We start from the raw sequence: 25,083 nt of genomic DNA on the forward strand, positions 1-25,083 counted from the left end.
TGTCCTGCCGGACATCTCCCCCTCAAGGGGGGAGATCGGAGGCTTCGACGGTTGATCGACTGGACTGATCTCCCCCCTTGAGGGGGAGATGCCGGCAGGCAGAGGGGGGCGCCGTAGGGCGCAACCATTTCAAAACGCCTGAGATCGACACTGCTCGACAGGCCCCGCCCTCGAGCAGATCGACCCCTTCACCCCTCCGCCCCGCCGCCCCCTCCCCGCATCAGCCTCTTGGCGACCACCGGCACGAGCAGCGCCAGGAAGATGAAGCGCACGACGTGATGGGCCGCGACATAGGCGGGGTCCTGGTCGAACTGGTAGGCGAGCACCGTCAGCGCCTCCAGCGCGCCCGGCGCATAGGCGAGCGCGACCTTGCCGAAATCGATGCCGAGCGTCGCGACGCCGAGGACGGCGGCAGCCGTGGAAATGCCGAGGCCGATGGCGAAGGCCCCGAGCGAAGCCGGCAGAAGCTGGAGCATCGCCCGCCGGTTTTCCGATTTCAGCCGGCTGCCGATCGTGGCGCCGAGGACCACGAGCGCCGGCACCGAGAGCCAGAGCGGCACCGCGACGGGCGCCGCTCCCGTTGCGTGCAGCACGGCGCTGACGATGAGCGCGCCGAGAAGCAGCCCGCCCGGCAGGCGCGAGACATGGCCGAGCATGGCCCCGCCGGCGCAGAGCAGAAACAGGACGAGATACTGGACCGGCGTGCCCGCGACGCCGCGTGCGACCGGCACGATCCCGTCGCCGCCCTCCAGCCAGGCGAGCACCGGCACGAGCGCGCCGAGAAGAAGCAGCAGGCGAAGGCTCTGCACGACCGTGACGCGGGTCATGTCCGCCTTCGTGTCCGAGGCCGCCGCGAGCACGAAGGACATGGCGCCGGGCACGGAGGCAAAGAGCGCCGTCTCCGAATTCCAGCCGAAGACCCCGCGCAGGAAAGCGTAGGTCGCCAGGATCACGAGGAGAACGCCCGCCATCTGGATCGCGAAGGAGACCGGCCAGAGCGCGATCTGCCCGAGCACGTCGGGCGTGACCCCGGCGCCGGCCTGGACGCCCAGCACGAAGAAGGTCGCGTCGCGCAGCGTCTGGGGAATATGCGTGCGCAGGCCGGAAAGGCTCGCGACGGAAACGGCGGCGGCCGAGCCGAGAAGCCAGGCGACGGGCAACGCGACCAGCCAGGCGAGCATGCCGCCCGATGCGGCGATGAGAAGCGTCGCCGCGAGAGCCGCGAGGGAGCGCCGCGTCATGATGCTCTCAAAGCCGGCCGATCCAGGAAGCCAGCCGCTCGGCCGCCGTCTCGATCTCGTCGATCCGGCGATGGAAGCAGGCGCGCAGGAAAGGACTGCCAGCCGGGCCGAAGGCGATGCCCGGCGCGAGGCCGACGCCCGTGTCGTCGACGATGCGGAACGCGGCCGCGCGCGTGTCCTCCAGCCCGTCGATCGCGAAGAACGAGTAGAAGGCCCCCTTCGGCGCCGCGATGCGCACGCGGTTGGTGGCCTTCAGCGTCTCCGTCCAGATATCGCGCGCGACATGGGCGCGCTCGATCTGGCTCGTCACGAACGGTTCCCCTTCGTCCAAGGCCGCGATGGCGCCGCGCTGCATGAAGGCCGCGACGCCCGAGCTGGAATACTGGATGAGGTTCTCGATGACGTCGCCGAGCTCGGCGGGCGCCTCGATCCAGCCGATGCGCCAGCCCGTCATCGCCCAGTTCTTGGAGAAGGAATTGACGAAGAGGATGGCCTCGTCCGGCTCCATCACGTCGTGGAACGACGGCGCCCGGCCGCCCTCGTAGTGGAAGCGGCTGTAGATCTCGTCCGCGATGACGACGAGGCCGGCCTCGCGCGCCAGGCCGAGGATCGCGCGGAGCATGTCGTGATCCGCCGTCCAGCCGGTCGGATTGGACGGCGTGTTGACGAAGAGCGCCTTGGTCTTCGGGCCGATCGCCGCCTTCAGCTTGTCGATGTCGAGCTGCCAGCCGTCCTCGCCCCAGTCGAGCGAGACCTCGCGCGGCACCCCGCCGGCCAGCGCCAGCGCGGCCTCGAAGTTCGGCCAGACCGGGCCGATGAAGGCGATCTCGTCGCCGGGGCCCGCGATGGCCGTGATGGCGATCTGGATCGCCTGCATGCCGGACTGCGTGACGAAGAAGCGCTCCGGCACCTCGGGGATGCCGTAGAGGCGCCCGGCATAGCGCGCGATGGCCTGGCGAAGCTCGGGAATGCCGCGCTGCCACGTGTAGAAGGTCTCGCCGGCGGCAAGGCCCTTCGTGGCGGCGTCGGAGATGAAGGCCGGCGTCGGCAGATCGCCCTCGCCCGTCCAGAGCGGGATCAGGCCCTCGCGCCCGCGCGCGTAGTTCATGATGGCGACGATGCCGCTTTCCGGCGCAGCGAGGGCTTCGCGGCGCAGGCGATCGAGATGGGTCATGGAGGCCGGCCTTCGGGGGAGAATGACGGGGTCTTCGATGGCCCCCGCATCGCTCCTCCGCGCCCGCCCGTCAACCCGCCTCAGCTCGGGTCGGTGAAGCTGCCGAAGCGCGCGGGCTCGCGGCGGCTCTCCGCCTGGGCGCCGGCGAGAAGGTCGCGGATCTCCTCCAGAAGCTTCTGCTCGGCCGGAATGTCGGCCGCCTCGACCGGCTTTGCCTCCTCCTTGCGCTTCAGACGGTTCATGCCCTTGACGATCATGAAGAGGACGAAGGCGACGATCGCGAAATTGATGAGGAGGGTCAGGAAGTTGCCGTAGGCCAGCACGGCGCCCTGCTCGCGGGCGACGGCAAGGCTCGCCGAATTGACGCCGGCGGTCAGACCGAGGAACTTGTTGGTGAAATCGACGCCGCCGGTGAGCAGACCGACGATCGGCATGATGATATCGGCGACCAGCGACTGGACGAGGCCGGAGAAGGCGGCGCCGATGATGATGCCGATGGCCAGATCCACCATATTGCCCTTGAGGGCGAATTCCTTGAATTCTTTCAACATGCCGATCCCTCCAGGTCGCGCCCGATCGGCGCCTGTCCATTTGGTAACATTGCCGGGCATGTTCGACTATACGAGAAGCGAACCATTCACAGGCGATGCCTGCTGGGGTTGAAGGCAGGGGCGGGGGCGGATCGTGCAGAGCTGGATCATCGCGGTCGTCGCGATCGCCTATCTCCTCTTCCTCTTCGTCGTCGCCCATTTCGGCGACCGGAGGAGCCGGGCCCGCAGCGCCGGCGGGCGGCCGGGCGTCTATGCGCTCAGCCTTGCCGTCTACTGCACCTCCTGGACCTTCTTCGGCTCGGTCGGCGTCGCCGCGCGGGACGGGCTCGCCTTCTTCGCCATCTATTGCGGCCCGATCCTCGTCTTCGTCTTCGCGACGCCCGTCCTCGATCGCATCATCACGCTCGCCAAGGCCGAGAAGATCACCACGATCGCCGACTTCATCGGCTCGCGCTACGGCAAGAGCACCTCCGTCGCGGCCATCGCGGCGCTGATCGCCCTGATCGGCGCCGTGCCCTACATCGCGCTTCAGCTCAAAGCGATCTCGATCGGCGTCGCGACCGTCGTCGAACATTACGGGCCGGGCGCCCCGAGCGATCCCCCCGTCTTCGGCGACGCCGCCTTCTACATCGCGCTGGCGCTCGGCATCTTCGCCATCCTCTTCGGAACGCGCCACGCCGACGCGACCGAGCATCAGGACGGGCTGGTGCTCGCCGTCGCCCTGGAATCGATCGTCAAGCTCGCCGCCTTCCTCGCCGTCGGGCTCTGGGTGACGTTCGGCCTCTTCGAGCCGGACGACCTCCTGCGCGAGGCGCTCGCGAGCCCGAGGATCGCGGAGGCCTTCGCGGGCGGGCTCGACGGGCGCTTCGTCGCCTCGATGATCCTCAGCGCCTGCGCCATCGTCTTCCTGCCCCGCCAGTTCCACATGACGGTGGTCGAGAACCGGACGCGCGAGGAGCTGAGGCGGGCCCGCTGGCTCTTCCCGCTCTACCTCGTCGCGATCAACATCTTCGTCCTGCCCGTCGCAGCCGCCGGTCTCCTGCGCCTCGGCGATACGGCGGAGGCCGACTTCTACGTCCTGGCGCTGCCCCTCGCCGAGGGCCACGACGTCCTCTCCCTCGTCGCCTTCATCGGCGGTCTCTCCGCGGCCACCGCCATGGTCATCGTCGCCTGCGTCGCGCTTTCCATCATGGTCTCCAACGACCTCGTCCTGCCGCTGATCCTCAAGCGCGACGCGCCGGCCTCCGATGCGGACGCGACGCGGCTGATCCTGAAGATCCGGCGCTCGGCGATCCTCGCCATCGTCCTTCTCGGCTATCTCTACTATCGCGTCGCGGGCGGCAGCTCGGCGCTGGCCGCGATCGGCCTCCTCTCCTTCGCTGCCATCGCGCAGTTCGCGCCCGCCGTCTTCCTCGGCCTTCTCTGGAAACGGGCGAATGCGCGGGGCGCCAAGGCGGGCCTTCTCATCGGCATCGCAGCCTGGGCCTATACGCTGCTCCTGCCCGCCGTTTCGCCGGAAGCTGCGATCGTCGGCTCCGGGCTCTTCGGCCTCTCGTGGCTGCGGCCGGAGGCCATGTTCGGGCTCGATCTCGACCAGCTCATGCACGGTGTCTTCGTCAGCCTCTCCGCCAATTCGGCCGCCCTCGTCATCGGCTCGCTGACCCGGCGGGCGACGCCGCGCGAGCGCATCCAGGCCTCGATCTTCGTGCGGCCGGACGGCGCCGGCGCAGCCTTCCGCCGGCCGCGGGCGGAGGTGACGGTGGGCGAGCTGAAATCCACGATCGCGCGCTATCTCGGCCCCGAACGCACCGAGCGCTCCTTCCGCACGCTGGAGACGGAGGACCGGCGCGCCCTTCCCGACACGCTGGAGGCGGACGGGCGCGTCATCGGCTTTTCCGAGCAGCTTCTCGGCTCGGCCATCGGCTCGGCCTCCTCGCGCCTCGTCCTGTCGCTGCTTCTCCAGCGCCACAAAGGCAGCACCCGCTCGGCGATCCGCCTTCTCGACGACGCCTCCGAGGCCCTGCAGTACAATCGCGACATCCTGCGCATCGCGCTCGATCAGGTCGACCAGGGCCTTGCGGTCTTCGACGGCGACTTCCGCCTGACCGTCTGGAACCGCCAGCTGCGCGAGCTCCTCGATCTGCCGCAGCAGTTCGGCCAGGTCGGAACGCCGCTGACCGCGATCCTCGACGAGCTGCGGGCCCAGGACGAGATCGACGCGGCGGAGCTGCAGCGCAGCTTCGAGTTCCTGACGGAAAGCCCCGCCCGGCACCAGATGTCCCTGAAGCGCTCCAACCGCGTCATCGAGATCCGCACCAATCCGATGCCCGGCGGCGGCCTCGTCGCCACCGTCTCCGACATGACCGAGCGCGTTCGCCGCGCCGCTGCCCTTCGCGACATGAACGAATCGCTGGAGGAGCGCGTGCGCCAGCGCACGGCAGAACTCGTGGAGGCGAACGAGGCGCTCGGCGAGGCCCGGCGCATCGCCGATGCCGCCAATCTCGGCAAGACGCGCTTTCTCGCCGCCGCCGGCCACGACATTCTCCAGCCGCTGAACGCCGCGCGCCTCTACGCCGCCGCCCTGCAGGAGAAGCATGCCACCCTGCCCGGCACCTCGCTCGCCGCCAACATCAATTCCTCGATCGAATCCGTCGAAGCCATCCTCGGCGCGATCCTCGACATCTCGCGGCTCGATGCCGGCGCCATGCCCTCCCGCCTGGAGGACGTGGAGCTGCAGCCGCTGCTCGCCATGATCCAGACCGATCTCGCGCCGCTCGCGGCCGAGAAGGGCGTGCGCCTGACCTTCGTGCCGACGACGGTCACGGTTCATTCGGACCGCAATCTCCTGCGCCGTCTCGTCCAAAATCTGGTCTCCAACGCGGTGAAGTACACGCGCGAGGGCAAGGTCGTCGTCGGCATCCGGCACTGCCGCATGGCGAAGACGGTGGACATTTCCGTCGTCGACAGCGGGATCGGCATTCCCGGCGACCAGCTGGAGCGGATCTTCCAGGAGTTCATCCGGCTCGACGAGGGCACGCGCACGGCCGAAGGACTCGGCCTCGGCCTCTCCATCGTCGACCGCATCGCGCGCGTTCTGGATCACCCGGTCTCCGTCACCTCCGAACACGGGCGCGGCACGCGCTTCCGCGTGACCTTGCCGAAGGTCGGCTCCAAGCTTCTCGCCCCGCCCCGCCCGCTTGCCGCGCGCGTCCATCGGGCGCTGAAGCTCGACGGCATGCGCGTCCTCGTCGTCGACAACGAGGCGACGATCCGCTCCGGCATGGAGGTGCTTCTGACCGGCTGGAACTGCCGCGTCGCGCTCGCGGCGACGCCGGCCGAGGCCCTGGAACGGGCCTCTTCGACCTCGCTCGACATCGTCCTCGTCGACTATCACCTCGGCGAGGCCAACGGGCTCGACGTCGTGGCGGAGCTGCGACGGGCGATCGACCCCGCCCTTCCCGCCATTCTCATCACAGCCGACCGCTCGGCTTCTCTGCGCGAGACAGCCGCTCAGGCCGGCATCGATCTCCTCACCAAGCCGGTGAAGCCCGCTTCCTTACGCGCGGCCATGGCGCAGGGGCGCGGGCGGCGCGTGGCGGCGGAGTAAAACGCCGGACACGAAAACGCCCGACCGTTGCCGATCGGGCGTTCATCGGATGATGGGGCGTCGAAGCGGTCCGGCCTCGGCCGGAGCGGCCCGTCAGCGGCGGCCGGCGGCCGCCTCGCAGACCTCGACATGCTTGCGAAGGGCATCCATGCCGAGCATGGCGGTAATGGTCTTCACGTCGCGGCCCTTGAGCTGCGGCGCGTGCTCGACATCGCTCAGTCGCTTCAGAAGTTCGGCTCTCGTCATGTTCCGTTCCTCTTCGTTTCACGGCCCCGTCCGCGGGGGCTGAGGTCCAGTCGTGCCGGCGGCCCCGATCGAAACCGCCGTCATCCCGCGCCGAGAGGCGCGGCGGCCGATCCCGACAGGTCGGGGATCGAAGCCACTGGTACGATAGAGGCGCCGTCCGCCCCTTTGAGGGCAGCGGTCGGCGCCTTGGACCGCCGAAGTCCGGAAATCAGGCCCGGCGGATCTGTGCGAACTTCGTGCGGTCCGGCGCGTCCGCGACGCTCGCCCGGCTGGCCAGAACGGGAAGCTCGATGTCGACCTCGAGGGTCGAGACGGCGTCGCCCTTCTGCATCTTGACCTTCACCTGATCGCGGTCGATCGCGACATGCTTGGCGATGACGGCGAGGATCTCCTCGCGCAGCACGGCGACGAGATCGGACTGGCCGATGCTCGCCCGCTCGTGCGCCAGCAGAACCTGGAGGCGTTCGCGCGCGGCGGGCGCGGTGGTCGAGCGCTTGGAGAAGAAAGAAGAGAAGATCGTCATGCCGCCCTCCGTCCGAACAGGCGGCCGAAGAGGCCCTTGCGGTCGTCCGGGATGGTCATCGCGATCTCGGCGCCGTTCAGCCGGCGCGCGGCGTCGGTATAGGCTCTGGCGGGCGCGCTGGTCGGCTCGCCCAGCGTCACGGGCGACCCGGTGTTGGAGGCGCGCAGCACGTCCGAGCTCTCCGGGATGATGCCGAGAAGCGGGATCGACAGGATGTCGAGCACGTCGTCGACCTTCAGCATGTCGCCGCGCTCGGCGCGGGCCGCGTCGTAGCGGGTGAGAAGGAGATACTTCTCCATGCGCTCGCCGCGTTCGGCGCGCAGCGTCTTGGCGTCGAGAATGCCGATGATGCGATCGCTGTCGCGCACCGAGGAGACTTCCGGATTGGTCACGACCACGGCGACGTCGGCATGGCGCATGGCGAGCGTGGCGCCGCGCTCGATGCCGGCGGGGCTGTCGCAGATCACCCAGTCGAAGCGCTCGCGCAGCTCGGCCATGACGCGATCGACGCCCTCGACGGTGAGGTTGTCCTTGTCGCGGGTCTGGGAGGCCGGCAGCAGCGACAAGGTGTCGATGCGCTTGTCGCGGATCAGCGCCTGCGAGAGGTTCGCGTCGCCCTGGACGACGTTGATGAGATCGTAGACGACGCGCCGCTCGGCGCCCATCACGAGATCGAGATTGCGCAGGCCGACGTCGAAATCGACGACGCAGACCGTCTGTCCGCCGAGCGCCAGAGCCGCGCCGAGTGCTGCCGTCGTCGTCGTCTTGCCGACGCCGCCCTTGCCCGATGTGACCACCAAGACTGTCATAGATGATATCCTTTGTTCGTTACGGGTCAGGCGAGAGCCACGGTCTTCAGCCTGTCCCCGTCCAGCCAGATCTGAACGGATTGGCCATGTAGTTTCGGCTCGATGTCCTCGGCGGTCTTGTAGAGACCGTCGATGGCGATGAGTTCGGCTTCGAGCTTGCGGCAGAAGATGCGCGCATCCGTCTGCCCCGCCGAGCCCGCCAGCGCCCGGCCGCGCAGCGAGCCGTAGACATGGATGGACCCGCCGGCGATGACCTCGGCGCCCGAAGCGATGGAGCCGAGAATGGTGACGTCGCCCTCGGGGAAGATGATCGACTGGCCCGACCGGACCGGCGCGTCGATGACGAGCGAGGACTTCTGTGCGGCCTGCACGAGGGCCGGAAGAGGAGCCGCCGCGGCGGGGGCGGCGGACGGCGCGGGCGCCTGACCGGGCGCGGCGGCGACCGGGGCGGCTTCCGGCTGAATCTCGCCGGCCTCGCGGCCGCCGCGCATGGCGGGCGGCATGCCGGGGCCGAGCTGCGAGGGCGCGGCGCCCTCGATGCCCATGATGCGCACGCCGCGCGAGGCGAGCGCGGCGACGAGATCGGACAGTTCCTGCGCGGTGAAGCCGAGCCCGTCATTGTTCAGCCCGTCGACGTCGAGCACGATCGGCCGGCCGAGGAAGAAGCCGGTGGACCTTGCCGCCAGATCGTCGAGGCTCGCCAGCCAATCGGAAAAGGGCAGTTCCGGCGAAAGAACGAGCGCGAGGAAGGAGCGTCCGCGCAGGCGGACGGGTTTCACGGGTTGCCGAGCGGCGGTCATCGGGGCCAATTCCGGGTTGCCGGGACCGAAGCGCCCCGTCGTTACTAAGACGTTAAAATGGGCCTCCAGGCTGGCGCGAAACCTACGTCGAGGGCGGCGGGAGGCGATCGGGAGCGGCACCGCGCCGCCCGACGGGCGACCTCCGCAAGGGAAGCCGGCAACGTCGGATGCACCCAAAATGCGGCCGAAACCGGCCTGCCCGCGGGCCTCGGATCAGCCGGGAGCGCCGTCGCGGCCGGTGTTCAGCCGCGCCAGCCGGATCACCGCCTGGGTGCGCGAATCGACGCCGAGCTTGCCGAGGACGGCGGAGACATGGGCCTTGATCGTCGCTTCCGAAATGCCGAGCTCGTAGGCGATCTGCTTGTTCAAAAGCCCCTTGCCGAGCATGGTGAGGACGCGCGTCTGCTGCGGCGTCAGCGTGCGCATGCGACCGATCATCTCGGCCACTTCCGGGTCGCCCTCGCCCTCCAGCGAGACCTGCGGCGGCAGGTAGACGTCGCCGTCGAGAATGCGGCTGATCGCCTCGCGAATCTCGTCGAAGCCGGAGCTTTTCGGAATGAAGCCGGAGGCGCCGAGATCGAGCGCGTGGCGGATCAGCCGGTTGTCCTCGCTGCCCGAGACCACCGCCACCGGCACGCCCGCATGCTCCGCCCGCATCAGGGCGAGGCCGGAGAGGCCGTCCGAGCCGGGCATGGCGAGGTCGAGCAGCAGGAGGTCGGCCTCCGGGTGGCGCTGCAGGGCCAGCGCCGCCTCGTCGAAATCCTTGGCCTCGACGATCTGGTGCTCGCCTGGAAGCGCCGAGAGAATCTCGCGGAGCGCGCCGCGAAAGAGCGGATGGTCGTCGGCGATGATGAAGGTGCGGTTCATGGCGACGGCCTTTCGGGTCCCGGGCTCAGCGGCGGGCGGGCGCGGGCGCCACGCTGGCGCCGGCCGCCCCCGTGCGTGTGCCGGAATAGTGGAGAACGACCTCGCGCGTGTGCGGCCGGGCGCGGTGCTCCACCACGTAGAGCCCCTGCCAGGTGCCGAGCATCAGCTGGCCGCGCAGGACGGGTATGGCGATGCTGGTCGAGGTGACGGCCGCCTTGATATGGGCGGGCATGTCGTCGGCCCCCTCGATCGAATGGCGATAGATGGGACCGGCCGGCGCGAGCCGATCCAGCGCGTCGAGAAGATCGGCCTGCACGTCGGGATCGGAGTTTTCCTGGATGACGAGGGATGCGGACGTGTGGCGGATGAAGGCGGTGAGCAATCCGTCGGCCGCCTCGAACGTCTTCAGGCGCTCGGCGACGGCTCCCGAAATGTCCAGCATCGACCGCCCCCTGGTGCGGATCGCCAATGTCTCGATGAACTGCATCAACCCTCGCGGCCTTGCCGGTCCGCGCAGAAGAAGCGCCGACCCGGATCTCCGCCGAACGTGGCGGAGCCCTTATGGTTTCTCTCACGCCGCGCCCGCTGCCCGCAATGGCGTCTACCGTCCGCAAGGACGGGCAAGCACACTTGCCTGTCTCTCCTTAATCACGGCGCATTGTCGCGTGCTTGATTCGCCGGGCATCGAATCAGCGTGACGGAACAGGAGGGCATGACAGACCGTCGGGACACGGACCGGGGCCGCCGCCACCGAGGCGCCGGCCGGCCGCGATCTCCGTGCGACGGTCCGTCATGCCCTTTCAACGCCCGCGAAGGAGAGTTTGGCCATGCGACGACTGACGATCGACCCCGCCGTCTTCGACCTTTCGCGCGCCGAGCCCGAACTGATCGCGACCAATGCCGACATCATCGCGATGCAGAAGGCCAAGCCCAGCCCCTGGACGCTGCCGATCGAGACCGTGCGGCAGGCGCGGCGCGACGGGCGCGGCACCTTTCCCGCCGTGGCGCCCGACCCGGACGCCGAGACCGGTTCCTTCACGAGCCGAAGCGGCCATGCCATCCCCTTGCGCATCTTCCGCCCGGCGGGCACGGAGCCGCGCGGCACCTATCTCCACTTCCACGGCGGGGGCTGGGTCTTCGGCGCGGCCGCCGAGTTCGATCCGTTCCTGCGCCGCCTCGCCCAGCAGACCGGGCTCGTCGTCGCCTCCGTCGATTACCGGCTGGCGCCCGAACATCCGTTTCCGGCAGGGCCCGACGATTGCGAGGAGGTCGCGCTCGCCCTCGCTTCGGGGCTGATTCCCGGCCTTCCCACCGGCTTCCTCGCCATCGGCGGCGAATCCGCCGGCGCGCATCTCTCGGTCCTGACGCTGATCCGGCTTCGCGACCGCCACGGGCTGGCGCCCTTCGGCGCCGCCAACCTCAATGCCGGCTGCTACGATCTGTCGATGACGCCGAGCGTCCGATCCTGGGGCGAGGAGCGGCTGGTGCTGAACACGGAGGATATCGGCCAGTTCGTCCAGCGCTTCCTGAAGAACGGCGAGGACCCCCGCTCCGCCGCCGTCTCGCCGCTCTATGCCGGTCTCAAGGGCCTGCCGCCCGCGCTCTTCACGGTCGGCACCTGCGATCTCCTGATCGACGACACGCTCTTCATGGCGCAGCGCTGGCTCGCCGCCGGCAACGGGATGGAACTGTCGCTGCACAATGCCGGCTGCCACGTCTTCCAAGCCTTTCCCTCGGCCGCGGGCGTGCGCTCCATGGCCGAGATCGAGACCTTCATCCGCCACCGCTATGCCGAGACCGTCGCCGGCGGCGCCCGGACGGGCGCGACAGTGGACGCTTGATCGTTCAAGTCCGGTCGGGCGCGGCGGCGGGCGGCGGCTCGGCCTCGATCTCCTTGGCGATGTCGCCGAAAGCGCGGAACACGCGCTTCATGCGGCCGAGCGCGCGCTCGAATTCCTCGTCCTCAGCGGCCTCAGCCCGTCCTTCGACGGATGGGGCCGTCGCGGAGGACGCGCGCGGCGACGCGGCGCCGGCGGCCGCAGGTTCCATGTCGCAGGCCAGGGTGGCCGGATCGATCCGGCAGATGGTGATCTCGCCCGTCGCCGTGTCGAGCCGCGCCAGACCGCCCTCGACCGGCTGGAACTGGTAGCGGCCGGGTGCGGGCTCGCCAGCGGGCGGCGTCTGCGCGAGGGACGGCGCGGCCGCGAGGACTAAGGCGCCGACAAGGGCGGCGGGCCGCCAAAGACGTGCAACACTCGGCTTCATCGAACATCCCTCCAGTGCTATGCCTCCGCCGGACCGAACCGGCTCGGGGCTTCGCAGTCGTAGAGCGCAAATCCGGCGAGAATGGCGCGCCGCCTCGGCCGCCCGGATCGCGGGACGGTTCGACCGGGCGGGCCGGGAACCGAACCGGCCGGCACGACGATTATACGTTTTCTTCGCGGCGCACCGAAGCGGCAGGCCGCGAACCATATGACGAGGGCACCCGTCGATGACCAGCGCACCCATCTACAAGATCGCGCCGCGGGCGCTCTGGCGGGAGGCCGAAGACAAGGGCCGCTTCGAGGGGGCGCCCGTCGATCTCGCCGACGGCTACATCCATTTCTCGACGGCCGCCCAGGTGCGCGAGACCGCCTCCAAGCATTTCGCGGGACAGGCCGATCTCGTCCTCGTCGGCATCGACCCGGACAGGCTCGGCGCGGCGCTGAAATGGGAGCCCTCCCGCGGCGGCCAGCTCTTTCCCCATCTCTACGGGCCGCTCGATCTCGGCGCCGTCCTCTTCGCCGAAGAGCTGCGCATCGGCCCCAACGGGTTCCACCTCTTTCCCGCCAGCATCCGATGATCCCCTTCTACCGCATCGCCCGTCCGATCCTCTTCCAGATGGATGCGGAGAACGCCCACACGCTCTCCATCAAGGCGCTGAAGCGCGGAATGCTCCCGCGCGTCGACGTGCCGACCGATCATCGGCTGCGCGTGACCGTGGCGGGCCTTCAGCTACCGAACCCGCTGGGCCTCGCCGCCGGATACGACAAGAACGCGGAGGTGCCGGACGCCGCGCTTCGCCTCGGCTTCGGCTTCGCCGAAGTCGGCACCGTCACCCCCCTGCCCCAGGTCGGCAACGAGCGCCCGCGCGTCTTCCGCCTGCCGGAATCGGGCGCCGTCATCAACCGGCTCGGCTTCAACAACGAAGGCCATGCCGCGGCGCTGGCAAGGCTCCAGGCGCGCAGCCGCAAGCCCGGCATCGTCGGCGTCAATGTCGGCGCCAACAAGGATTCGGCCGACCGCATCAAGGACTATGTCGACGGCGTCTCGCTCTTCGAGCCGGTCGCGAGCTACATCACGATCAACATTTCCTCGCCGAACACGCCGGGCCTTCGCAAGCTGCAGACCGGCGAGGATCTCGACCGGCTGCTCCACGCCGTCGTCGGCGCGCGCAACGGGTTCGCGGCCATGTCCGCGACGGCCAAGAAGCCGATCTTCCTGAAGGTCGCGCCCGACCTCGCCCGCGACGACATCGCGGAAATCGCGCGCGCGGCGGCGACGCACGGGATCGACGGGCTGATCGTCTCCAACACGACGCTGTCGCGTAACGGCCTTCCCGACGCGGCACAGAACCGCAACGAGGCCGGCGGGCTTTCCGGCCGCCCGCTCTTTCGCCGCGCGACCTGGACGCTCGCCGCCTTCCGCCGCGCGCTCGGACCCGACATGGCCCTCATCGGAGCCGGCGGCGTCGAGAATGCCGAGACCGCCATGGCCAAGATCGAGGCCGGCGCCGACCTCGTCCAGCTCTATACCGGCCTCGTCTACGGCGGCCCGCGCCTGCCCGTGCGCATTCTCAACGGCCTGCGCGAAATCCTCGACCTCGAAGGCGTCGGCTCCATCGCCGACCTGCGCGACCGCCGGACCGACGAGATCCTGGCGGCCGGCCCCGAATAGGTATTACCAGCGGTCCCGGCCAGGGCCGCCGGATCAGGCCCCGAAGGTCGCGCGCCTTCGGGCCGGCAGGGCGGCCAGGAGCGTGAAGCCGCGAAGGCAGAGGAAGACCTGGAACGCGAACCAGAGGCCGTGATTGCCGAAGACCGGCAGGAGCGCATAGGCGAGCGCGGCATAGAGGAGCGTCGAGACGATCATCATGTTGCGCATGGTGGACGACCAGGTCGCGCCGATGAAGACGCCGTCCATCAGGAAGGCGAGCGCGCCGGAAAAGCAGGAGAGCGCCGCCCAGCCGAGATAGGGCTCGGCGGCCGCGCGGATCGCGGCATCGGTCGTCAAAAGCGCGACGACCCCCTCGCCCGTCGCGAGGAAGAGCAGCGCCAGGCCGCCGCTGAGCGCCAGACCCCAGAGGGTGGTGAGCTTCACCGCCCGGTCGAAGGCAGGCCGCCAGTCGGCACCGACGGCCCGGCCGACCAGTTGCTCGGAGGCGTTCGCGAGCCCGTCGAGGAAATAGCCGCCGACCATGAAGAGCGTCAGGAGAACGCCGTTCGCCGCCAGCGTCAGCGCGCCGAGGCCCGCGCCGAGCCGTGTGAAGAGCGCGTATCCGCCGAGGAGGCAGAAGGAGCGGATCATGATGTCACGGTTCACCGCGATCATCGCTCCGAAGGCCTCGGCGTCGAGAATGCGCGAAAGGCCCGGCCGCCGCGCCTTCGAGAATCGCCGGGTCACGACGAGAAAGCCGATCAGCGCGCCCAGCGCCTCGCCCGTCGCCGTGCCCAGCGCGACGCCGGCGATCCCGCCCTCCAGCACCAGCCCGAAGAGGATCGAGAAGACGATGTTCGCGCCGTTGATCAGAAGCTGGAGGAGAAGGCCGAGCGTCGCCTGCCCGCGCCCGAGCACGCTGCCGAGAACCGCGAAGTTCATGAGCGACATCGGCGCCGCCAGCATGCGCCAGAAGACGTAGACCCGCGTCGCCTCCGCAACGCCCGGCTCCGGCGAGATCGCGAGAAGGCCGAGTTCGGTGACGAAAGGCTGGAGCACGACGAGCGCCGCGCCGATGACGAGCGCCAGGATGACGGCCCGCCAGAACACCGCCTGCATCTCCGCCTCGTCCTCGGCGCCGAAGGCCTGCGCGGTGAGGCCGGTCGTTCCCGAGCGGACGAAATTGAAGGTCAGGAAGGCGAAATCGAAAATCAGCGCGCCGACGACGAGCCCGGCGAGAAGCTCGGCATTCCCGAGGCGCCCGATGACGGCGGTATCCGTGATGCCGAGAAGCGGCTGCGTGAGGAAGGCCAGCGTCATCGGAACGGCGATGCGCAGGACCTCGCCATTCGTCACCTCGAACGGCCGTGGCGCAAGCGCCGGATCGCCGCTGCCCATCCCGGATGTTCCCCTCTTGTTCCCCGCCAGATCAGGCGTGCCATCTCGTCGCGGCGAATGCAAGCGCGATCCTTCGCCCACGCAGCAGGATCGCCTATATCCAGCACGCCATGAGCCTTGCGATCGTCCATCACCCCGCCTTCGATGCGCAGTTCGACCAGCGGCATCGCTTTCCCATGTCGAAGTTCTCGCGCATCGCCGCGATTCTCGAAGAGGACGGCGTGGTCGGGCCGAACGGCTTCCACCTGCCCGTGCCCGCCCACCCCGAATGGCTGCGGCTCGCCCATGCGCCGGACTATGTGGATGCGGTGCTGGAGGAGCGCGTCTCGCCCGCGATCGAGAAGGCGATCGGCTTTCCGGTGGACGAACGCGTCTCCATGCGCTCGCGCTGCGCGACGGGCGGCACGGTGCTCGCGGCGCGTCTGGCGCTTGCCGAGGGGCTCGCCTGCAACACGGCCGGCGGCAGTCACCATGCGGCGGCGGCAAGCGGCGCGGGCTTCTCGGTCTTCAACGACGTCGCGGTCGCCGCGCGCGTCATGGTCGCGGAGGGCCATGTCGGCCGCATCCTCGTCTTCGACTGCGACGTCCACCAGGGCGACGGCACCGCGAGGATCTTTGCCGACGATCCCGCCGTCTTCACGCTCTCGATCCACGCGGCCCGCAACTACCCCGACGTGAAGCCGCCCTCCGACCTCGACATTCCCCTCCCCGACGGCACGGGCGACGCCGCCTATCACGCCGTCCTGCCCTTCGCGCTGGAAACGGGGCTGGCCGAGGGCGTGCCCGATCTCGTCTTCTACAATGCCGGCGTCGATCCCCATGTCGACGACCGGCTCGGCCGCCTCTCCCTCACGGAAGAGGGTCTGGCCGAGCGGGACCGGAGGGTGATCGGCTTCTTCCGCGAGCGCGACGTGCCCGTCGCCTGCGTCATCGGCGGCGGCTATTCGCGCGACATCGAAGCCCTGTCCCGCCGGCACACGATCCTCCACCGGGTGGCGAGCGAGTTCGCCTGAAAGATCAACTGTTTCGGCGGCTGTCGGGAAAGATGGCAAAAGCCGGGCAACCGCAGACGCCCCGGCTCATTTCACCTCGGTAGCGAAAACGTGAAACGAGCCCCGCCATGCCATCTTCCCCGTCCCAATCGAGCGCCGCATCCACGACGCGCGGCCGCGAGGCCCACGGTCCGCTGCAGATCCCGACATCCGGATGGAAGGACGTGCTGTGGCGCGTCTATGGCGAGATCAACGGCGACCGCGTCATGCTGACCGCGGCGGGCGTGACCTATTATCTCCTGCTCGCCTTCGTGCCAGGCCTTTCGGCCTTCCTCTCGCTCTACGGCCTCGTCGCCGATCCCGCCACGGTGGCCGAGCATGTCGGCCAGCTTCGCGGAATCGTTCCGGAGGGCGGGCTCCAGATCCTCGACGAGCAGCTGAAGCGCCTCGCCTCGGAGGGTCAGGCGACGCTCGGCATCACGCTCGCCATTTCGCTCGCCATCGCGCTCTGGAGCGCCAATGCCGGCGTGAAGTCGCTCTTCGAATCGATGAACGTCGCCTATGACGAGGTCGAGAAGCGCTCCTTCATCAAGCTGAACGCGGTGTCGCTGCTCTTCACCTTCGGCGCGATCGTGACCATGATGCTGATGCTCGGCGTCATCGTCGTCCTGCCCGCCGCCCTCGCCTTCGTCGGCCTTGCCGAAGGCACGGAGTGGCTGATCCGCATCGCGGGCTTCGCGGCGCTTCTCCTCGTTTTGTCGCTCGGCATCGCCGCGCTCTACCGCTGGGGCCCCGACCGGTCGGCCGCCAAATGGCGCTGGATCACGCCGGGCGCGGCTCTCGCGCTCGTCGCGACGATCGTCGTCTCCGCGCTCTTCTCCTGGTACGCGGCGAATTTCGGCTCCTACAACGCCACCTACGGCTCGCTCGGCGCCCTCATCGGCTTCATGACCTGGATCTGGCTGACCTCGACGCTGCTCATCGTCGGCGCCGAGCTGAACTCGGAACTGGAGCACCAGATCAGCACGGACTCCACGACCGGCGCCGAGCGCCCGCTCGGATCGCGCGGCGCGATCATGGCCGACAGCGTCGCGGGCATCGACGAGACGGCGCGGGACGAGACCGTCAATGGCGCCGCCCGTCGGCGAGGCCGGGCGCAAGGCAGGCGCGAGGGCGCCGCCATCGGCTCGCTCGCCGTCGCCGTGCCCGCGGCCCTTCTCCTCACCTTCCTCCAGCGCCGCGCGGAGCGCAGCGGGCGCTGGTGAGGTCGTCTCAGCGGCTGCCGCTGCGCCCGACCTTCAGAAAACGGGAGATCAGGAAGATCGGGATCACGATGGCGGCGCCGAGCAGGAAATAGTCGGTCGCCCGGCGGAAGGAGCCGAAGACCGAGACCCAAGCCCAGCGGACGAAATCCTCCGCCGCGTCGTAGACGTCGCGCGGGCTCCAGTCGAGCCAGGAGAGGAGCACGCCGACCACGACGGACAGGATGATCAGGCGGATCGCGACGGAGAGCGGCGATCCGCCGAGAAAGCTTTCGATGCCGGACATGGGGTCGTTCCTCTGCTCTGCCTTGCCGGACAGGAGGTGGGCGATCTCGGCGCGCCGCGCAAGCCGTCGCCTGACGAATCACCCTTCGCCGAGCATGGCCTGCAAGGTCTCGATGCGATCGGCCTCGAAGGCGGGCTTGTCCCAGCGCAGGCGCGAAATGCGCGGAAAGCGCATGGCGACGCCGCTCTTGTGGCGCGTCGAGCGCTGCAGCCCCTCGAAGGCGACCTCCAGCACCAGCCCGTGGTCGGGCTCGGCCCGCACCGAGCGCACGGGGCCGAAGCGCTGGATCGTGTTGTCGCGGATGTACTTGTCGAGCAGCTTCAGCTCCTCGTCGGTGAAGCCGAAATAGGCCTTGCCCACCGGCACCAGCTCCGGCTGGTCCGCCTCGCCCGCCCAGACGCCGAACGTGTAGTCGGAATAGAAGCTCGACCGCTTGCCGTGCCCGCGCTGGGCATACATCAGCACCGCGTCGATCAGATGCGGGTCCTGTTTCCACTTGAACCAGGGCCCCTTCGGCCGCCCCGGCACGTAGGCGCTGTCCCACCGCTTCAGCATCACGCCCTCGATCACCGGATGAGGCGGGTTCACGCGCAGGCGCCCGAGATCCTCGAAGCTCTCGAAGGGCACGAAGGGCGAGATGTCGAAGCGCGTCGACTCCAGCGCAGCGACGAACGGGTCCAGCCGCTGGCGCCGCTCGGCGAAGGGCAGCGCGCGCAGATCCTCCGGCCCGTCCTGCAGGAGATCGTAGGCCCGGAGGAACACCGGATGCTTGTCCATGACGGCCGCCGAGACCGCCTTTCGGTTCAGCCGCTGCTGGAGATCGGAAAAGGTGCCGACGACGATGTCGTCCTCCGGCGGTCCCTCATGCGGCTTCACCTTCGCGCGGCCCTTCGCGGCCGGTCGCGCCACGAGGAGCTCGCCGTCGAGCGAGCCCTCGTAGTCCATGGCCGCCAGGAGATCGGGGAAGGCGTGGCTGATGTCGTCGCCGGTGCGCGAATAGAGCCGGCGCACGCCGCGCTCCACCGTCGCCTGCACGCGGATGCCGTCCCACTTCCACTCCGCCGCGTAGTCCGCGGGCAGTATGCGCCCGTAATCCGGCGCCTCCAGCGGCTGCGAGAGCATCACGGGCCGGAACGGCGAGGCCGCCGCCGAGACGGGCTTCTCCGCGCGGCCCTCCAGCCAGGCGAAGAGCTCGAGATAGGGCACGTCCAGCCCGTGCCAGAGCTCCTCGATCTCCGACACGTCCTTCTGCCCGAAATCGGCCAGAGCCTGCTTGGCGAGGCGCGAGGACACGCCGATGCGCATGGAGCCGGTGACGAGCTTTAGAAGAGCGTAGCGGCCGGACGAATCCAGTCGGTCCAGCCAAGCCTCCACGAGCTTCGGCCCCTCCGCCCGCGTCGCCGCGTCGAGTTCCGAGATCACCTCCTCCAACGTCGGCGGATCGGTCTCGCGGTCGCCGTCGTGCGGCGCCGGCCAGACGAGCGCGATCGTCTCGGCGAGATCGCCCACATAGTCGTAGGAATAGCCGAAGAGCACCTCGTCCATCCGGTCCGCCATCAGCGCGCGCAGCATGGCGGGCTTCACCGAGCGGATGTCGAGCCCGCCCGTGATCGCCGCCAGCGCATAGCCGCGCTCGGGGTCCGGCACGTCGCGGAAATGATCCGCCATCAGCCGCAGCTTGCCGTTGCGGGACGGCGTGAGGACGAGGCGGTCGAGAAGTTCGGCGAAGGGCTGCATGATCTCCGGCGCGCAGCGTGATGCCGCCCGGAGAACCTAGAGCGTTGCGGCGACGGGAAGAGGTCGGGCGCCGCGAATCGTCTGACGTGCGAGATGATGCCGCGCGGTGAAGACGGCGTCGGCGTCCATGCCGGGCTCGGCCACCAGCCATTCCAGATAGTCCGCCGGCACCTCGGCGAGCGGCACGCCCTTGTGCTTGCCGAAACGCAGCTTGGCCAGGAGCGCCGGCTGCTTGGTCACGCGCTCCGCCCGGTCGAGGAAATCCTCCACGTCGCGGCAGCGCGGCATCAGCACATCCGCGATCCGGCGAAGCAGCACGGCGGTCGCCAGCGCGTCGTAGAGCGCCCTGTGCGGATGCAGCCCCGCCATCAGCGGCCGGACCTCGGTCAGGTCCAGCGGGACATACTTGACCAAGCTCTGGAGCCCGTGCGCCCGAACCTCGGGAAAGGCCCGCAGCGCCAGCTTGTAGGTACAGAGCCAGCGGCCCGCGAGCTTCAGGCGCGGCCGGTCGAAATCCGAGCGCTGCGCGGCATAGGCCGGGGCGCCAGCAAAGCGCTGGACCGCCTCCTCGAAGGACGGCGCGCCCGTCAGCATCTCGTCGGAGATCTGGTGCACGCGGCGGGCATGCGGATTGATCTCGACGCCGGCGGGATCGCAGAGCGACTGGAGCGGATTGAAGATCGCGCCGGTGGAAAGATCGAAATCGACCGATCCGATCTCGATGACCGCATCCTTCTCGAAGCTCTGCCCGGCCGTCTCCGTGTCGATGACGCGCACGAGCGAGGGCACGCAATCGGCGAAGAGGGACGGCGTTACGGGCGCGAGCGGAAAGAGGTCGAGCATCGGGTTCAAGGTCGGTTCTGGCGGCGCGCTTGGCAAGCCCCCCGCCCGCGCGCATCGTCGCGCTCCCCAACCTGTCCAGAGAAATTCTTCGTTTCACGCGCGACTGTGGCCGCGGCGCACGCTCGCCAATGGATGAGGTCGCTCGCTGTCGCGCCGCTCCGGCCGGCGCCAAGCCGCTTGATCCGAACCCGCGATCCCGCTAGGCAAGAGCCCGATTGACGTAAACGTCAAAGCGAAGCGGAGTTCTTCATGGCCCTGCCCATCATCCTCAAAGACCGGCTGCGCGTTCCGGTCGTCGCCGCGCCGCTCTTCATCATCTCGCATCCGCCCCTCGTCATGGCGCAGTGCAAGGCCGGCATCGTCGGCTCCTTCCCCGCGCTCAACGCACGCCCCGCCGCCCAGCTCGACGAATGGCTGCACGAGATCAAAGAGGGCCTCGCCGCACACGACCGCGAGCATCCCGACCGGCCGGCCGCGCCCTTTGCCGTCAATCAGATCGTCCACAAGTCCAACGACCGGCTCCAGGCCGATCTCATGGTCTGCGTGAAGCACAAGGTGCCGATCGTCATCACCTCGCTCGGCGCGGTGCCGGAGGTGAACGAGGCCGTCCATTCCTATGGCGGCATCGTCCTTCACGACGTGATCAACGACCGCTTCGCCAGAAGCGCGATCCGCAAGGGCGCGGACGGGCTGATCGCGGTGGCGACGGGCGCGGGCGGCCATGCCGGGACGCTCTCGCCCTTCGCGCTCGTCTCCGAGATCCGCCGCTGGTTCGACGGCCCGCTCTTCCTCTCCGGCGCGATCGCGACGGGCGGCGCCGTCCTCGCGGCCGAGGCGATGGGCGCCGACGGCGCCTATATCGGCTCGGCCTTCATCGCGACGGAGGAGGCCCGCGCCGCCCCCGCCTACAAGGAGGGCATCGTAGCAGGTTCCGCCTCCGACATCGTCTACACCAATCTCTTCACCGGCATTCACGGCAACTACCTGAAGGCCTCCATCGAAGCCGCGGGCCTCGATCCCGACAAGCTGCCCGAGAGCGATCCCTCCGCGATGAACTTCGGCGGCTCCAGCGCGGCCAAGGCCTGGAAGGACATCTGGGGTTCCGGCCAGGGCATCGGCTCCGTCGACGCCGTCGTGCCGGCCGCCGCCCTCGTCGACCGCCTCGCCGACGAATACGCCGCCGCCCGCCGCCGCCTCTTTCCGCAAGCCTGAGGACAGCTTGACGACGATTGCCGCTTGAACCCGGCCGCGATTGCGTCTATCAGACCCCTCGTCCGGCGCAGCAGCGCTTCGCCAGGGCAGGCCGCTTTAGCTCAGTTGGTAGAGCACGTCATTCGTAATGACGGGGTCAGGTGTTCGAGTCACCTAAGCGGCACCATTTCCTTTCAAGCAATCAGCATTCGATAACCTTGGGCGCCGGAAGGCGCCTTTTGCGTTTGCGGACACTTGCGGGCTGGACGCTTACCCTCCTCAGCATTTTTCTTCCCCGCCTGAACGACGACGTCCGCCGGATAAATCCGGGCGCCGACAGCCGCTTTTTTCTGATCGAGACGAGGCGTCGACGGCGCCGGAGGCGGGGCCGCTTTCCCCTGCCCTATAGGGGCTGCGCCATTTCTTCGAGGCCGGTCACGGGGCCGCCCTTCTGTTCGCCCGAGACCGGGGAGAGATTTCGCCCGCCCCCGGCCGAGCGGGACCGAGCCCGCCTCGACAGGTTCGGATAAGGGTTGACCGCCAGACTCCCGAGACGGTAAGCGTTAATTATATTCATTGCTTAGCTAACGATCGCCTTGAAATGTCCTAGAGTTAGCCAACCCAGCTGAGCGACAACGGGGAGAGTGGGCAAAATGCCTCTTCAGAACGCTGTGCGCGTGTCCGATCTGATCGACACGATGGGGGTCGCAACCCATATCGACTACACCGACGGCCAGTACCGCGACATCGACGCCGACATCGCCGCGCTGAAGTTTCTCGGGATCAACCATGTCCGCGACGCCGCGCCCAATCCGGCCTCAGACGCGTTCGGCCAGGGGCATCTCGCCGATGCCGCCAAGGCGGGCCTGAAGTTCACCTTCGTCGTTCAGGGCAATGTCGATCCCGAGGTCGTCGTCGGCCGCCTCCACCAGTTCGCCGCCGCCCATCCGGGCGCCATCACCGGCATCGAGGGGCCGAACGAGGTCAACAACTGGCCCGTGACCTATCGCGGACTGACCGGCACGGCGGGCGCCCAGGCCTATCAGGCGGCCCTCTTCGACGCGGTCAATGCCGATCCTCTCCTGAAGAACATCCCCGTTCTCGGCTTCACCGACTACCCGGTCCATGCGTCCGATTCGGACTGGAACAACATCCATCCCTATCCCAAGAACGGCGACCAGCCGCGCGACACGGTCGTGGCGGAAGCCAAGGCGCAAGCGGCGATCGATCCCGGCAAGGGCTTCGCGATCACCGAGGGCGGCTACCACACCTCGCTCAGCGCGGACCGGAACGGCGGCTGGGAGGGCGTCGACGAAGCCACCCAGGCCAAGCTGACCCTCAACATGTACATGGACGCGGCCCAGCAGGGCTCCAAGATCACCAATCTCTACCAGCTGCTCGACGCCTATCCCGACCACAAGGGCGGCGGCGACCAGGAAAGCCATTTCGGCATGTTCCGGCTGGACGGCTCGGCCAAGCCCGTCGCGACGGCCATCCACAATTTCACGACGATCCTGCGCGATGCCGGCGGCAGCGCCGGCGGCTTCAAGGCGGGCTCGCTGGACTATTCCGTCAGCGGCCTGCCGAGCACAGGGCACACCTATCTCATGCAGAAGTCGGATGCCTCCTTCCAGATCATCGCCTGGAACGAGCCGGACATCTGGGACCAGGCCGCCAACCGCGCGATCGCGGCCCCGACGAGCACCGTCACCGTCAGCCTCGGCAAGACGTTCGAGACCGTGCAGGTCTTCGATCCGCTGAAGGGCACCGGAGCCATCCAGACGCTCCACAACGTCTCGTCCGTCCAGCTCGGCCTGACCGATCACCCGCTGGTGCTTCAGGTGTCCGGGGCCACGGGCGTCCAGACGCCTCCGACCGTTCCCGTCACCCCGGCTCCGACACCGACGCCAACGCCGCCCCCGACGACGACGCCCAAACCCGTCGACACGACCATCGGCACGGGACCGGACAAGCTGGTTTTGAAGATCAGCGAGGACGCTCACAAGGGCGACGCGCAGTTCACCATCTCGGTCGACGGCAAGCAGGTCGGCGGCGTTCTCACCGCCCATGCCTCGCACGCCGCCAAGCAGTCCGACACGATCACCGTCAACGGCAACTGGGCGCCCGGCGACCACAAGGTCACCGTCAACTTCCTCAACGACTATTCCGAGGGCAGCACCAAGACGGACCGCAACCTCTACGTCGACGGCGCCACCTACAACGGCAAGGCCATCGCCGGCAGCGAGATCGCGTTGAAGGTCGGCGGCCCCCAGAACTTCACCCTGCGCGACACGGCAGCGCCCACGGCACCGACCACCCCGGCGCCGTCGCACACGACGATCGGGACAGGGCCGGACAAGCTGGTTCTGAAGATCAGCGAGGACGCCTACAAGGGCGACGCGCAGTTCACCATTTCCGTCGACGGCAAGCAGATCGGCGGCGTTCTCACCGCCCATGCCTCGCACGCCGCCAAACAGTCCGACACGATCACCGTGAACGGCAACTGGGCGCCCGGCGACCATAAGGTCACCGTCAATTTCCTGAACGACGTCTATGACGGCGCGGCCGGCAAGGACCGCAATCTCCATGTCGACGGCGCCACCTACAACGGCAAGGCCATAGCGGGCAGCGAGTTCTCGCTGAACAGCTCGGGCGCCAAGGACTTCACGCTGCGCGACACCGCGGAGGCGACGGCCCCGGCCACCCCGGCCACCCCGGCACCGTCGCCGTCGCCCGCCGGCACGACCATCGGCACGGGGCCGGACAAGCTGGTTCTGAAGATCAGCGAGGACGCCTACAAGGGCGATGCGCAGTTCACCATCTCCGTCGACGGCAAGCAGGTCGGAGGCGTGATGACGGCCCATGCCTCGCATGCCGACAAGCAGTCCGACATCGTGACCGTGAACGGCAACTGGGCGCCCGGCGACCACAAGGTCAGCATCAACTTCCTGAACGACGCCTATGACGGCACCGTCAAGACCGACCGCAATCTCTATGTCGACGGCGCCACCTATAACGGCAAGGCGATAGCGGGCAGCGAGTTCTCGCTGAACAGCGCGGGCGCCAAGGATTTCACCCTGCGCGACACGGCGGAGGTTTCGGCATCATCCGTCCAGGCGGCGACACCGGCCGGCACGACGATCGGGACCGGTTCCGACAAGCTGGTCCTGAAGATCAGCGAGGATGCCTACAAGGGCGACGCGCAGTTCACCATCTCGGTCGACGGCAAGCAGGTCGGCGGCGTGATGACCGCCCATGCTTCGCATGCCGCCGGCCAGTCCGAACTCATCACCGTCAACGGCAATTGGGCGTCGGGCGACCACAAGGTCAGCATCGACTTCCTGAACGATGCCTATGACGGCACGGCCGGCACGGACCGCAACCTCTACTTGGACGGCGCCACGTATAACGGCGTGGACGTCTCGGACGCACGCCTCTCGCTGATGGGCGTCGGTGTCCAGTCCTTCACGCTTCACGACGACGGGCTGGCCTGACGGTCCGCGCCCGGAGGTCGGCCAGTCCCGGCCGACTGTCAGAGCTCGCAGGGCGCTTCGGCATCGAAGCGCCCTGCGGACCATGGCGTCGAAGGACGCGGGCGACCGACGTGATGCCGAGCGTCCGCTCTTCCGCCTTCGTCTCCG

At 68.7% G+C, this 25,083-nt stretch carries 22 protein-coding genes and 1 tRNA gene; 9 read left to right on the top strand and 14 right to left on the bottom strand.

Going from position 1 to position 25,083, the window contains the following annotated elements:
• Nucleotides 1-188 precede the first annotated feature (188 nt).
• The 3 genes from ASG62_RS04085 to mscL form a co-directional block, all read right to left on the bottom strand.
• Nucleotides 189-1,241, bottom strand: a complete 1,053-nt coding sequence (locus tag ASG62_RS04085; protein ID WP_056699910.1) for an AbrB family transcriptional regulator — start codon at nt 1,239-1,241, stop codon at nt 189-191.
• Nucleotides 1,242-1,248: 7 nt separating this feature from the next.
• Nucleotides 1,249-2,415: a pyridoxal phosphate-dependent aminotransferase gene (locus ASG62_RS04090; RefSeq protein ID WP_056699912.1), complete on the bottom strand. Its 1,167-nt coding sequence runs from the start codon at nt 2,413-2,415 to the stop codon at nt 1,249-1,251.
• Nucleotides 2,416-2,495: 80 nt separating this feature from the next.
• Nucleotides 2,496-2,966 (bottom strand): large conductance mechanosensitive channel protein MscL, encoded by a 471-nt coding sequence (gene mscL, locus ASG62_RS04095; RefSeq protein ID WP_056699915.1) that lies wholly within the window; start codon nt 2,964-2,966, stop codon nt 2,496-2,498.
• Between the two features lie 133 nt (nt 2,967-3,099).
• Between mscL and ASG62_RS04100 the strand changes: the two genes are divergently transcribed.
• A complete protein-coding gene (locus ASG62_RS04100; RefSeq protein ID WP_056699918.1) occupies nt 3,100-6,573 on the top strand; it encodes a PAS domain-containing hybrid sensor histidine kinase/response regulator in 3,474 nt (1,157 codons plus the stop codon).
• Between the two features lie 93 nt (nt 6,574-6,666).
• On the opposite strand, the gene ASG62_RS27120 is transcribed toward ASG62_RS04100, so the two are convergent.
• The 6 genes from ASG62_RS27120 to ASG62_RS04125 form a co-directional block, all read right to left on the bottom strand.
• Nucleotides 6,667-6,819, bottom strand: coding sequence for a hypothetical protein (locus ASG62_RS27120; protein ID WP_164470486.1), 153 nt, complete (start codon nt 6,817-6,819; stop codon nt 6,667-6,669).
• Between the two features lie 208 nt (nt 6,820-7,027).
• Nucleotides 7,028-7,342, bottom strand: coding sequence for a cell division topological specificity factor MinE (minE, locus tag ASG62_RS04105; protein ID WP_056699921.1), 315 nt, complete (start codon nt 7,340-7,342; stop codon nt 7,028-7,030).
• Entirely contained in the window at nt 7,339-8,151 is an 813-nt protein-coding gene (gene minD / locus ASG62_RS04110) for a septum site-determining protein MinD (RefSeq protein ID WP_056699925.1), read from the bottom strand. The genes minE and minD overlap by 4 nt, the downstream gene beginning before the upstream one ends.
• Before the next feature lie 26 nt (nt 8,152-8,177).
• Complete coding sequence (gene minC / locus ASG62_RS04115; protein ID WP_056699928.1) at nt 8,178-8,951, bottom strand: septum site-determining protein MinC; 774 nt, start codon at nt 8,949-8,951, stop codon at nt 8,178-8,180.
• 213 nt (nt 8,952-9,164) lie between these two features.
• Nucleotides 9,165-9,818: a response regulator gene (locus ASG62_RS04120; RefSeq protein WP_056699931.1), complete on the bottom strand. Its 654-nt coding sequence runs from the start codon at nt 9,816-9,818 to the stop codon at nt 9,165-9,167.
• Nucleotides 9,819-9,843: 25 nt separating this feature from the next.
• Nucleotides 9,844-10,305 (bottom strand): secondary thiamine-phosphate synthase enzyme YjbQ, encoded by a 462-nt coding sequence (locus ASG62_RS04125; protein WP_056699933.1) that lies wholly within the window; start codon nt 10,303-10,305, stop codon nt 9,844-9,846.
• A gap of 340 nt (nt 10,306-10,645) precedes the next feature.
• Between ASG62_RS04125 and ASG62_RS04130 the strand changes: the two genes are divergently transcribed.
• Complete coding sequence (locus ASG62_RS04130; RefSeq protein WP_056699936.1) at nt 10,646-11,659, top strand: alpha/beta hydrolase; 1,014 nt, start codon at nt 10,646-10,648, stop codon at nt 11,657-11,659.
• 4 nt (nt 11,660-11,663) lie between these two features.
• Here ASG62_RS04130 and ASG62_RS04135 read toward each other — a convergent pair whose 3' ends face one another.
• Entirely contained in the window at nt 11,664-12,083 is a 420-nt protein-coding gene (locus ASG62_RS04135) for a hypothetical protein (RefSeq protein ID WP_056699939.1), read from the bottom strand.
• Between the two features lie 226 nt (nt 12,084-12,309).
• Between ASG62_RS04135 and ASG62_RS04140 the strand changes: the two genes are divergently transcribed.
• Together ASG62_RS04140 and ASG62_RS04145 are read left to right on the top strand one after the other, a co-directional pair.
• Nucleotides 12,310-12,660 (top strand): DUF952 domain-containing protein, encoded by a 351-nt coding sequence (locus tag ASG62_RS04140; protein WP_056699942.1) that lies wholly within the window; start codon nt 12,310-12,312, stop codon nt 12,658-12,660.
• Entirely contained in the window at nt 12,657-13,754 is a 1,098-nt protein-coding gene (locus ASG62_RS04145; RefSeq protein WP_056699945.1) for a quinone-dependent dihydroorotate dehydrogenase, read from the top strand. Before ASG62_RS04140 ends, ASG62_RS04145 begins: the two co-directional genes overlap by 4 nt.
• A 33-nt stretch (nt 13,755-13,787) precedes the next feature.
• On the opposite strand, the gene ASG62_RS04150 is transcribed toward ASG62_RS04145, so the two are convergent.
• Nucleotides 13,788-15,131 carry an MATE family efflux transporter gene (locus tag ASG62_RS04150; protein ID WP_056699947.1) on the bottom strand — a complete coding sequence of 448 codons (1,344 nt, stop codon included), beginning with the start codon at nt 15,129-15,131 and terminating at the stop codon, nt 13,788-13,790.
• Nucleotides 15,132-15,241: 110 nt separating this feature from the next.
• Between ASG62_RS04150 and ASG62_RS04155 the strand changes: the two genes are divergently transcribed.
• Complete coding sequence (locus ASG62_RS04155) at nt 15,242-16,144, top strand: histone deacetylase (protein ID WP_056699950.1); 903 nt, start codon at nt 15,242-15,244, stop codon at nt 16,142-16,144.
• A gap of 107 nt (nt 16,145-16,251) precedes the next feature.
• Nucleotides 16,252-17,388 carry a YihY/virulence factor BrkB family protein gene (locus ASG62_RS04160; RefSeq protein WP_056699953.1) on the top strand — a complete coding sequence of 379 codons (1,137 nt, stop codon included), beginning with the start codon at nt 16,252-16,254 and terminating at the stop codon, nt 17,386-17,388.
• Between the two features lie 7 nt (nt 17,389-17,395).
• Here ASG62_RS04160 and ASG62_RS04165 read toward each other — a convergent pair whose 3' ends face one another.
• The 3 genes from ASG62_RS04165 to ASG62_RS04175 all read right to left on the bottom strand — a co-directional run bounded on the left by ASG62_RS04165 (nt 17,396) and on the right by ASG62_RS04175 (nt 20,251).
• Nucleotides 17,396-17,671 (bottom strand): DUF6460 domain-containing protein, encoded by a 276-nt coding sequence (locus ASG62_RS04165; protein ID WP_056699958.1) that lies wholly within the window; start codon nt 17,669-17,671, stop codon nt 17,396-17,398.
• A 78-nt stretch (nt 17,672-17,749) separates the two neighbouring features.
• Nucleotides 17,750-19,408 (bottom strand): cisplatin damage response ATP-dependent DNA ligase, encoded by a 1,659-nt coding sequence (locus ASG62_RS04170; RefSeq protein WP_056699961.1) that lies wholly within the window; start codon nt 19,406-19,408, stop codon nt 17,750-17,752.
• A gap of 36 nt (nt 19,409-19,444) precedes the next feature.
• Nucleotides 19,445-20,251 (bottom strand): exonuclease domain-containing protein, encoded by an 807-nt coding sequence (locus ASG62_RS04175; RefSeq protein WP_056699963.1) that lies wholly within the window; start codon nt 20,249-20,251, stop codon nt 19,445-19,447.
• 249 nt (nt 20,252-20,500) lie between these two features.
• On the opposite strand from ASG62_RS04175, the gene ASG62_RS04180 reads away from it, so the two are divergent.
• From ASG62_RS04180 to ASG62_RS27475, 3 genes are all read left to right on the top strand, one after another.
• Entirely contained in the window at nt 20,501-21,463 is a 963-nt protein-coding gene (locus tag ASG62_RS04180; protein WP_056699966.1) for an NAD(P)H-dependent flavin oxidoreductase, read from the top strand.
• Nucleotides 21,464-21,553: 90 nt separating this feature from the next.
• A tRNA-Thr gene (locus tag ASG62_RS04185) sits at nt 21,554-21,629 on the top strand.
• A 466-nt stretch (nt 21,630-22,095) separates the two neighbouring features.
• On the top strand, nt 22,096-24,936 hold the full coding sequence (locus ASG62_RS27475; protein WP_056699967.1) for a carbohydrate-binding domain-containing protein: 2,841 nt from the start codon (nt 22,096-22,098) through the stop codon (nt 24,934-24,936).
• The last annotated feature ends 147 nt before the right edge of the window (nt 24,937-25,083 follow it).

The sequence above is a fragment of the Aureimonas sp. Leaf427 genome, assembly GCF_001425485.1.
Lineage (GTDB): Bacteria > Pseudomonadota > Alphaproteobacteria > Rhizobiales > Rhizobiaceae > Plantimonas.

Bases quoted from the DNA above. Each gene is read 5' to 3' on its own strand.
- ASG62_RS04085 (WP_056699910.1), bottom strand. From the start codon at position 1,241: ATGACGCGGCGCTCCCTCGCGGCTCTCGCGGCGACGCTTCTCATCGCC.
- ASG62_RS04090 (WP_056699912.1), bottom strand. From the start codon at position 2,415: ATGACCCATCTCGATCGCCTGCGCCGCGAAGCCCTCGCTGCGCCGGAA.
- mscL (WP_056699915.1), bottom strand. From the start codon at position 2,966: ATGTTGAAAGAATTCAAGGAATTCGCCCTCAAGGGCAATATGGTGGAT.
- ASG62_RS27120 (WP_164470486.1), bottom strand. From the start codon at position 6,819: ATGACGAGAGCCGAACTTCTGAAGCGACTGAGCGATGTCGAGCACGCG.
- minE (WP_056699921.1), bottom strand. From the start codon at position 7,342: ATGACGATCTTCTCTTCTTTCTTCTCCAAGCGCTCGACCACCGCGCCC.
- minD (WP_056699925.1), bottom strand. From the start codon at position 8,151: ATGACAGTCTTGGTGGTCACATCGGGCAAGGGCGGCGTCGGCAAGACG.
- minC (WP_056699928.1), bottom strand. From the start codon at position 8,951: ATGACCGCCGCTCGGCAACCCGTGAAACCCGTCCGCCTGCGCGGACGC.
- ASG62_RS04120 (WP_056699931.1), bottom strand. From the start codon at position 9,818: ATGAACCGCACCTTCATCATCGCCGACGACCATCCGCTCTTTCGCGGC.
- ASG62_RS04125 (WP_056699933.1), bottom strand. From the start codon at position 10,305: ATGCAGTTCATCGAGACATTGGCGATCCGCACCAGGGGGCGGTCGATG.
- ASG62_RS04130 (WP_056699936.1), top strand. From the start codon at position 10,646: ATGCGACGACTGACGATCGACCCCGCCGTCTTCGACCTTTCGCGCGCC.
- ASG62_RS04135 (WP_056699939.1), bottom strand. From the start codon at position 12,083: ATGAAGCCGAGTGTTGCACGTCTTTGGCGGCCCGCCGCCCTTGTCGGC.
- ASG62_RS04140 (WP_056699942.1), top strand. From the start codon at position 12,310: ATGACCAGCGCACCCATCTACAAGATCGCGCCGCGGGCGCTCTGGCGG.
- ASG62_RS04145 (WP_056699945.1), top strand. From the start codon at position 12,657: ATGATCCCCTTCTACCGCATCGCCCGTCCGATCCTCTTCCAGATGGAT.
- ASG62_RS04150 (WP_056699947.1), bottom strand. From the start codon at position 15,131: ATGGGCAGCGGCGATCCGGCGCTTGCGCCACGGCCGTTCGAGGTGACG.
- ASG62_RS04155 (WP_056699950.1), top strand. From the start codon at position 15,242: ATGAGCCTTGCGATCGTCCATCACCCCGCCTTCGATGCGCAGTTCGAC.
- ASG62_RS04160 (WP_056699953.1), top strand. From the start codon at position 16,252: ATGCCATCTTCCCCGTCCCAATCGAGCGCCGCATCCACGACGCGCGGC.
- ASG62_RS04165 (WP_056699958.1), bottom strand. From the start codon at position 17,671: ATGTCCGGCATCGAAAGCTTTCTCGGCGGATCGCCGCTCTCCGTCGCG.
- ASG62_RS04170 (WP_056699961.1), bottom strand. From the start codon at position 19,408: ATGCAGCCCTTCGCCGAACTTCTCGACCGCCTCGTCCTCACGCCGTCC.
- ASG62_RS04175 (WP_056699963.1), bottom strand. From the start codon at position 20,251: ATGCTCGACCTCTTTCCGCTCGCGCCCGTAACGCCGTCCCTCTTCGCC.
- ASG62_RS04180 (WP_056699966.1), top strand. From the start codon at position 20,501: ATGGCCCTGCCCATCATCCTCAAAGACCGGCTGCGCGTTCCGGTCGTC.
- ASG62_RS27475 (WP_056699967.1), top strand. From the start codon at position 22,096: ATGCCTCTTCAGAACGCTGTGCGCGTGTCCGATCTGATCGACACGATG.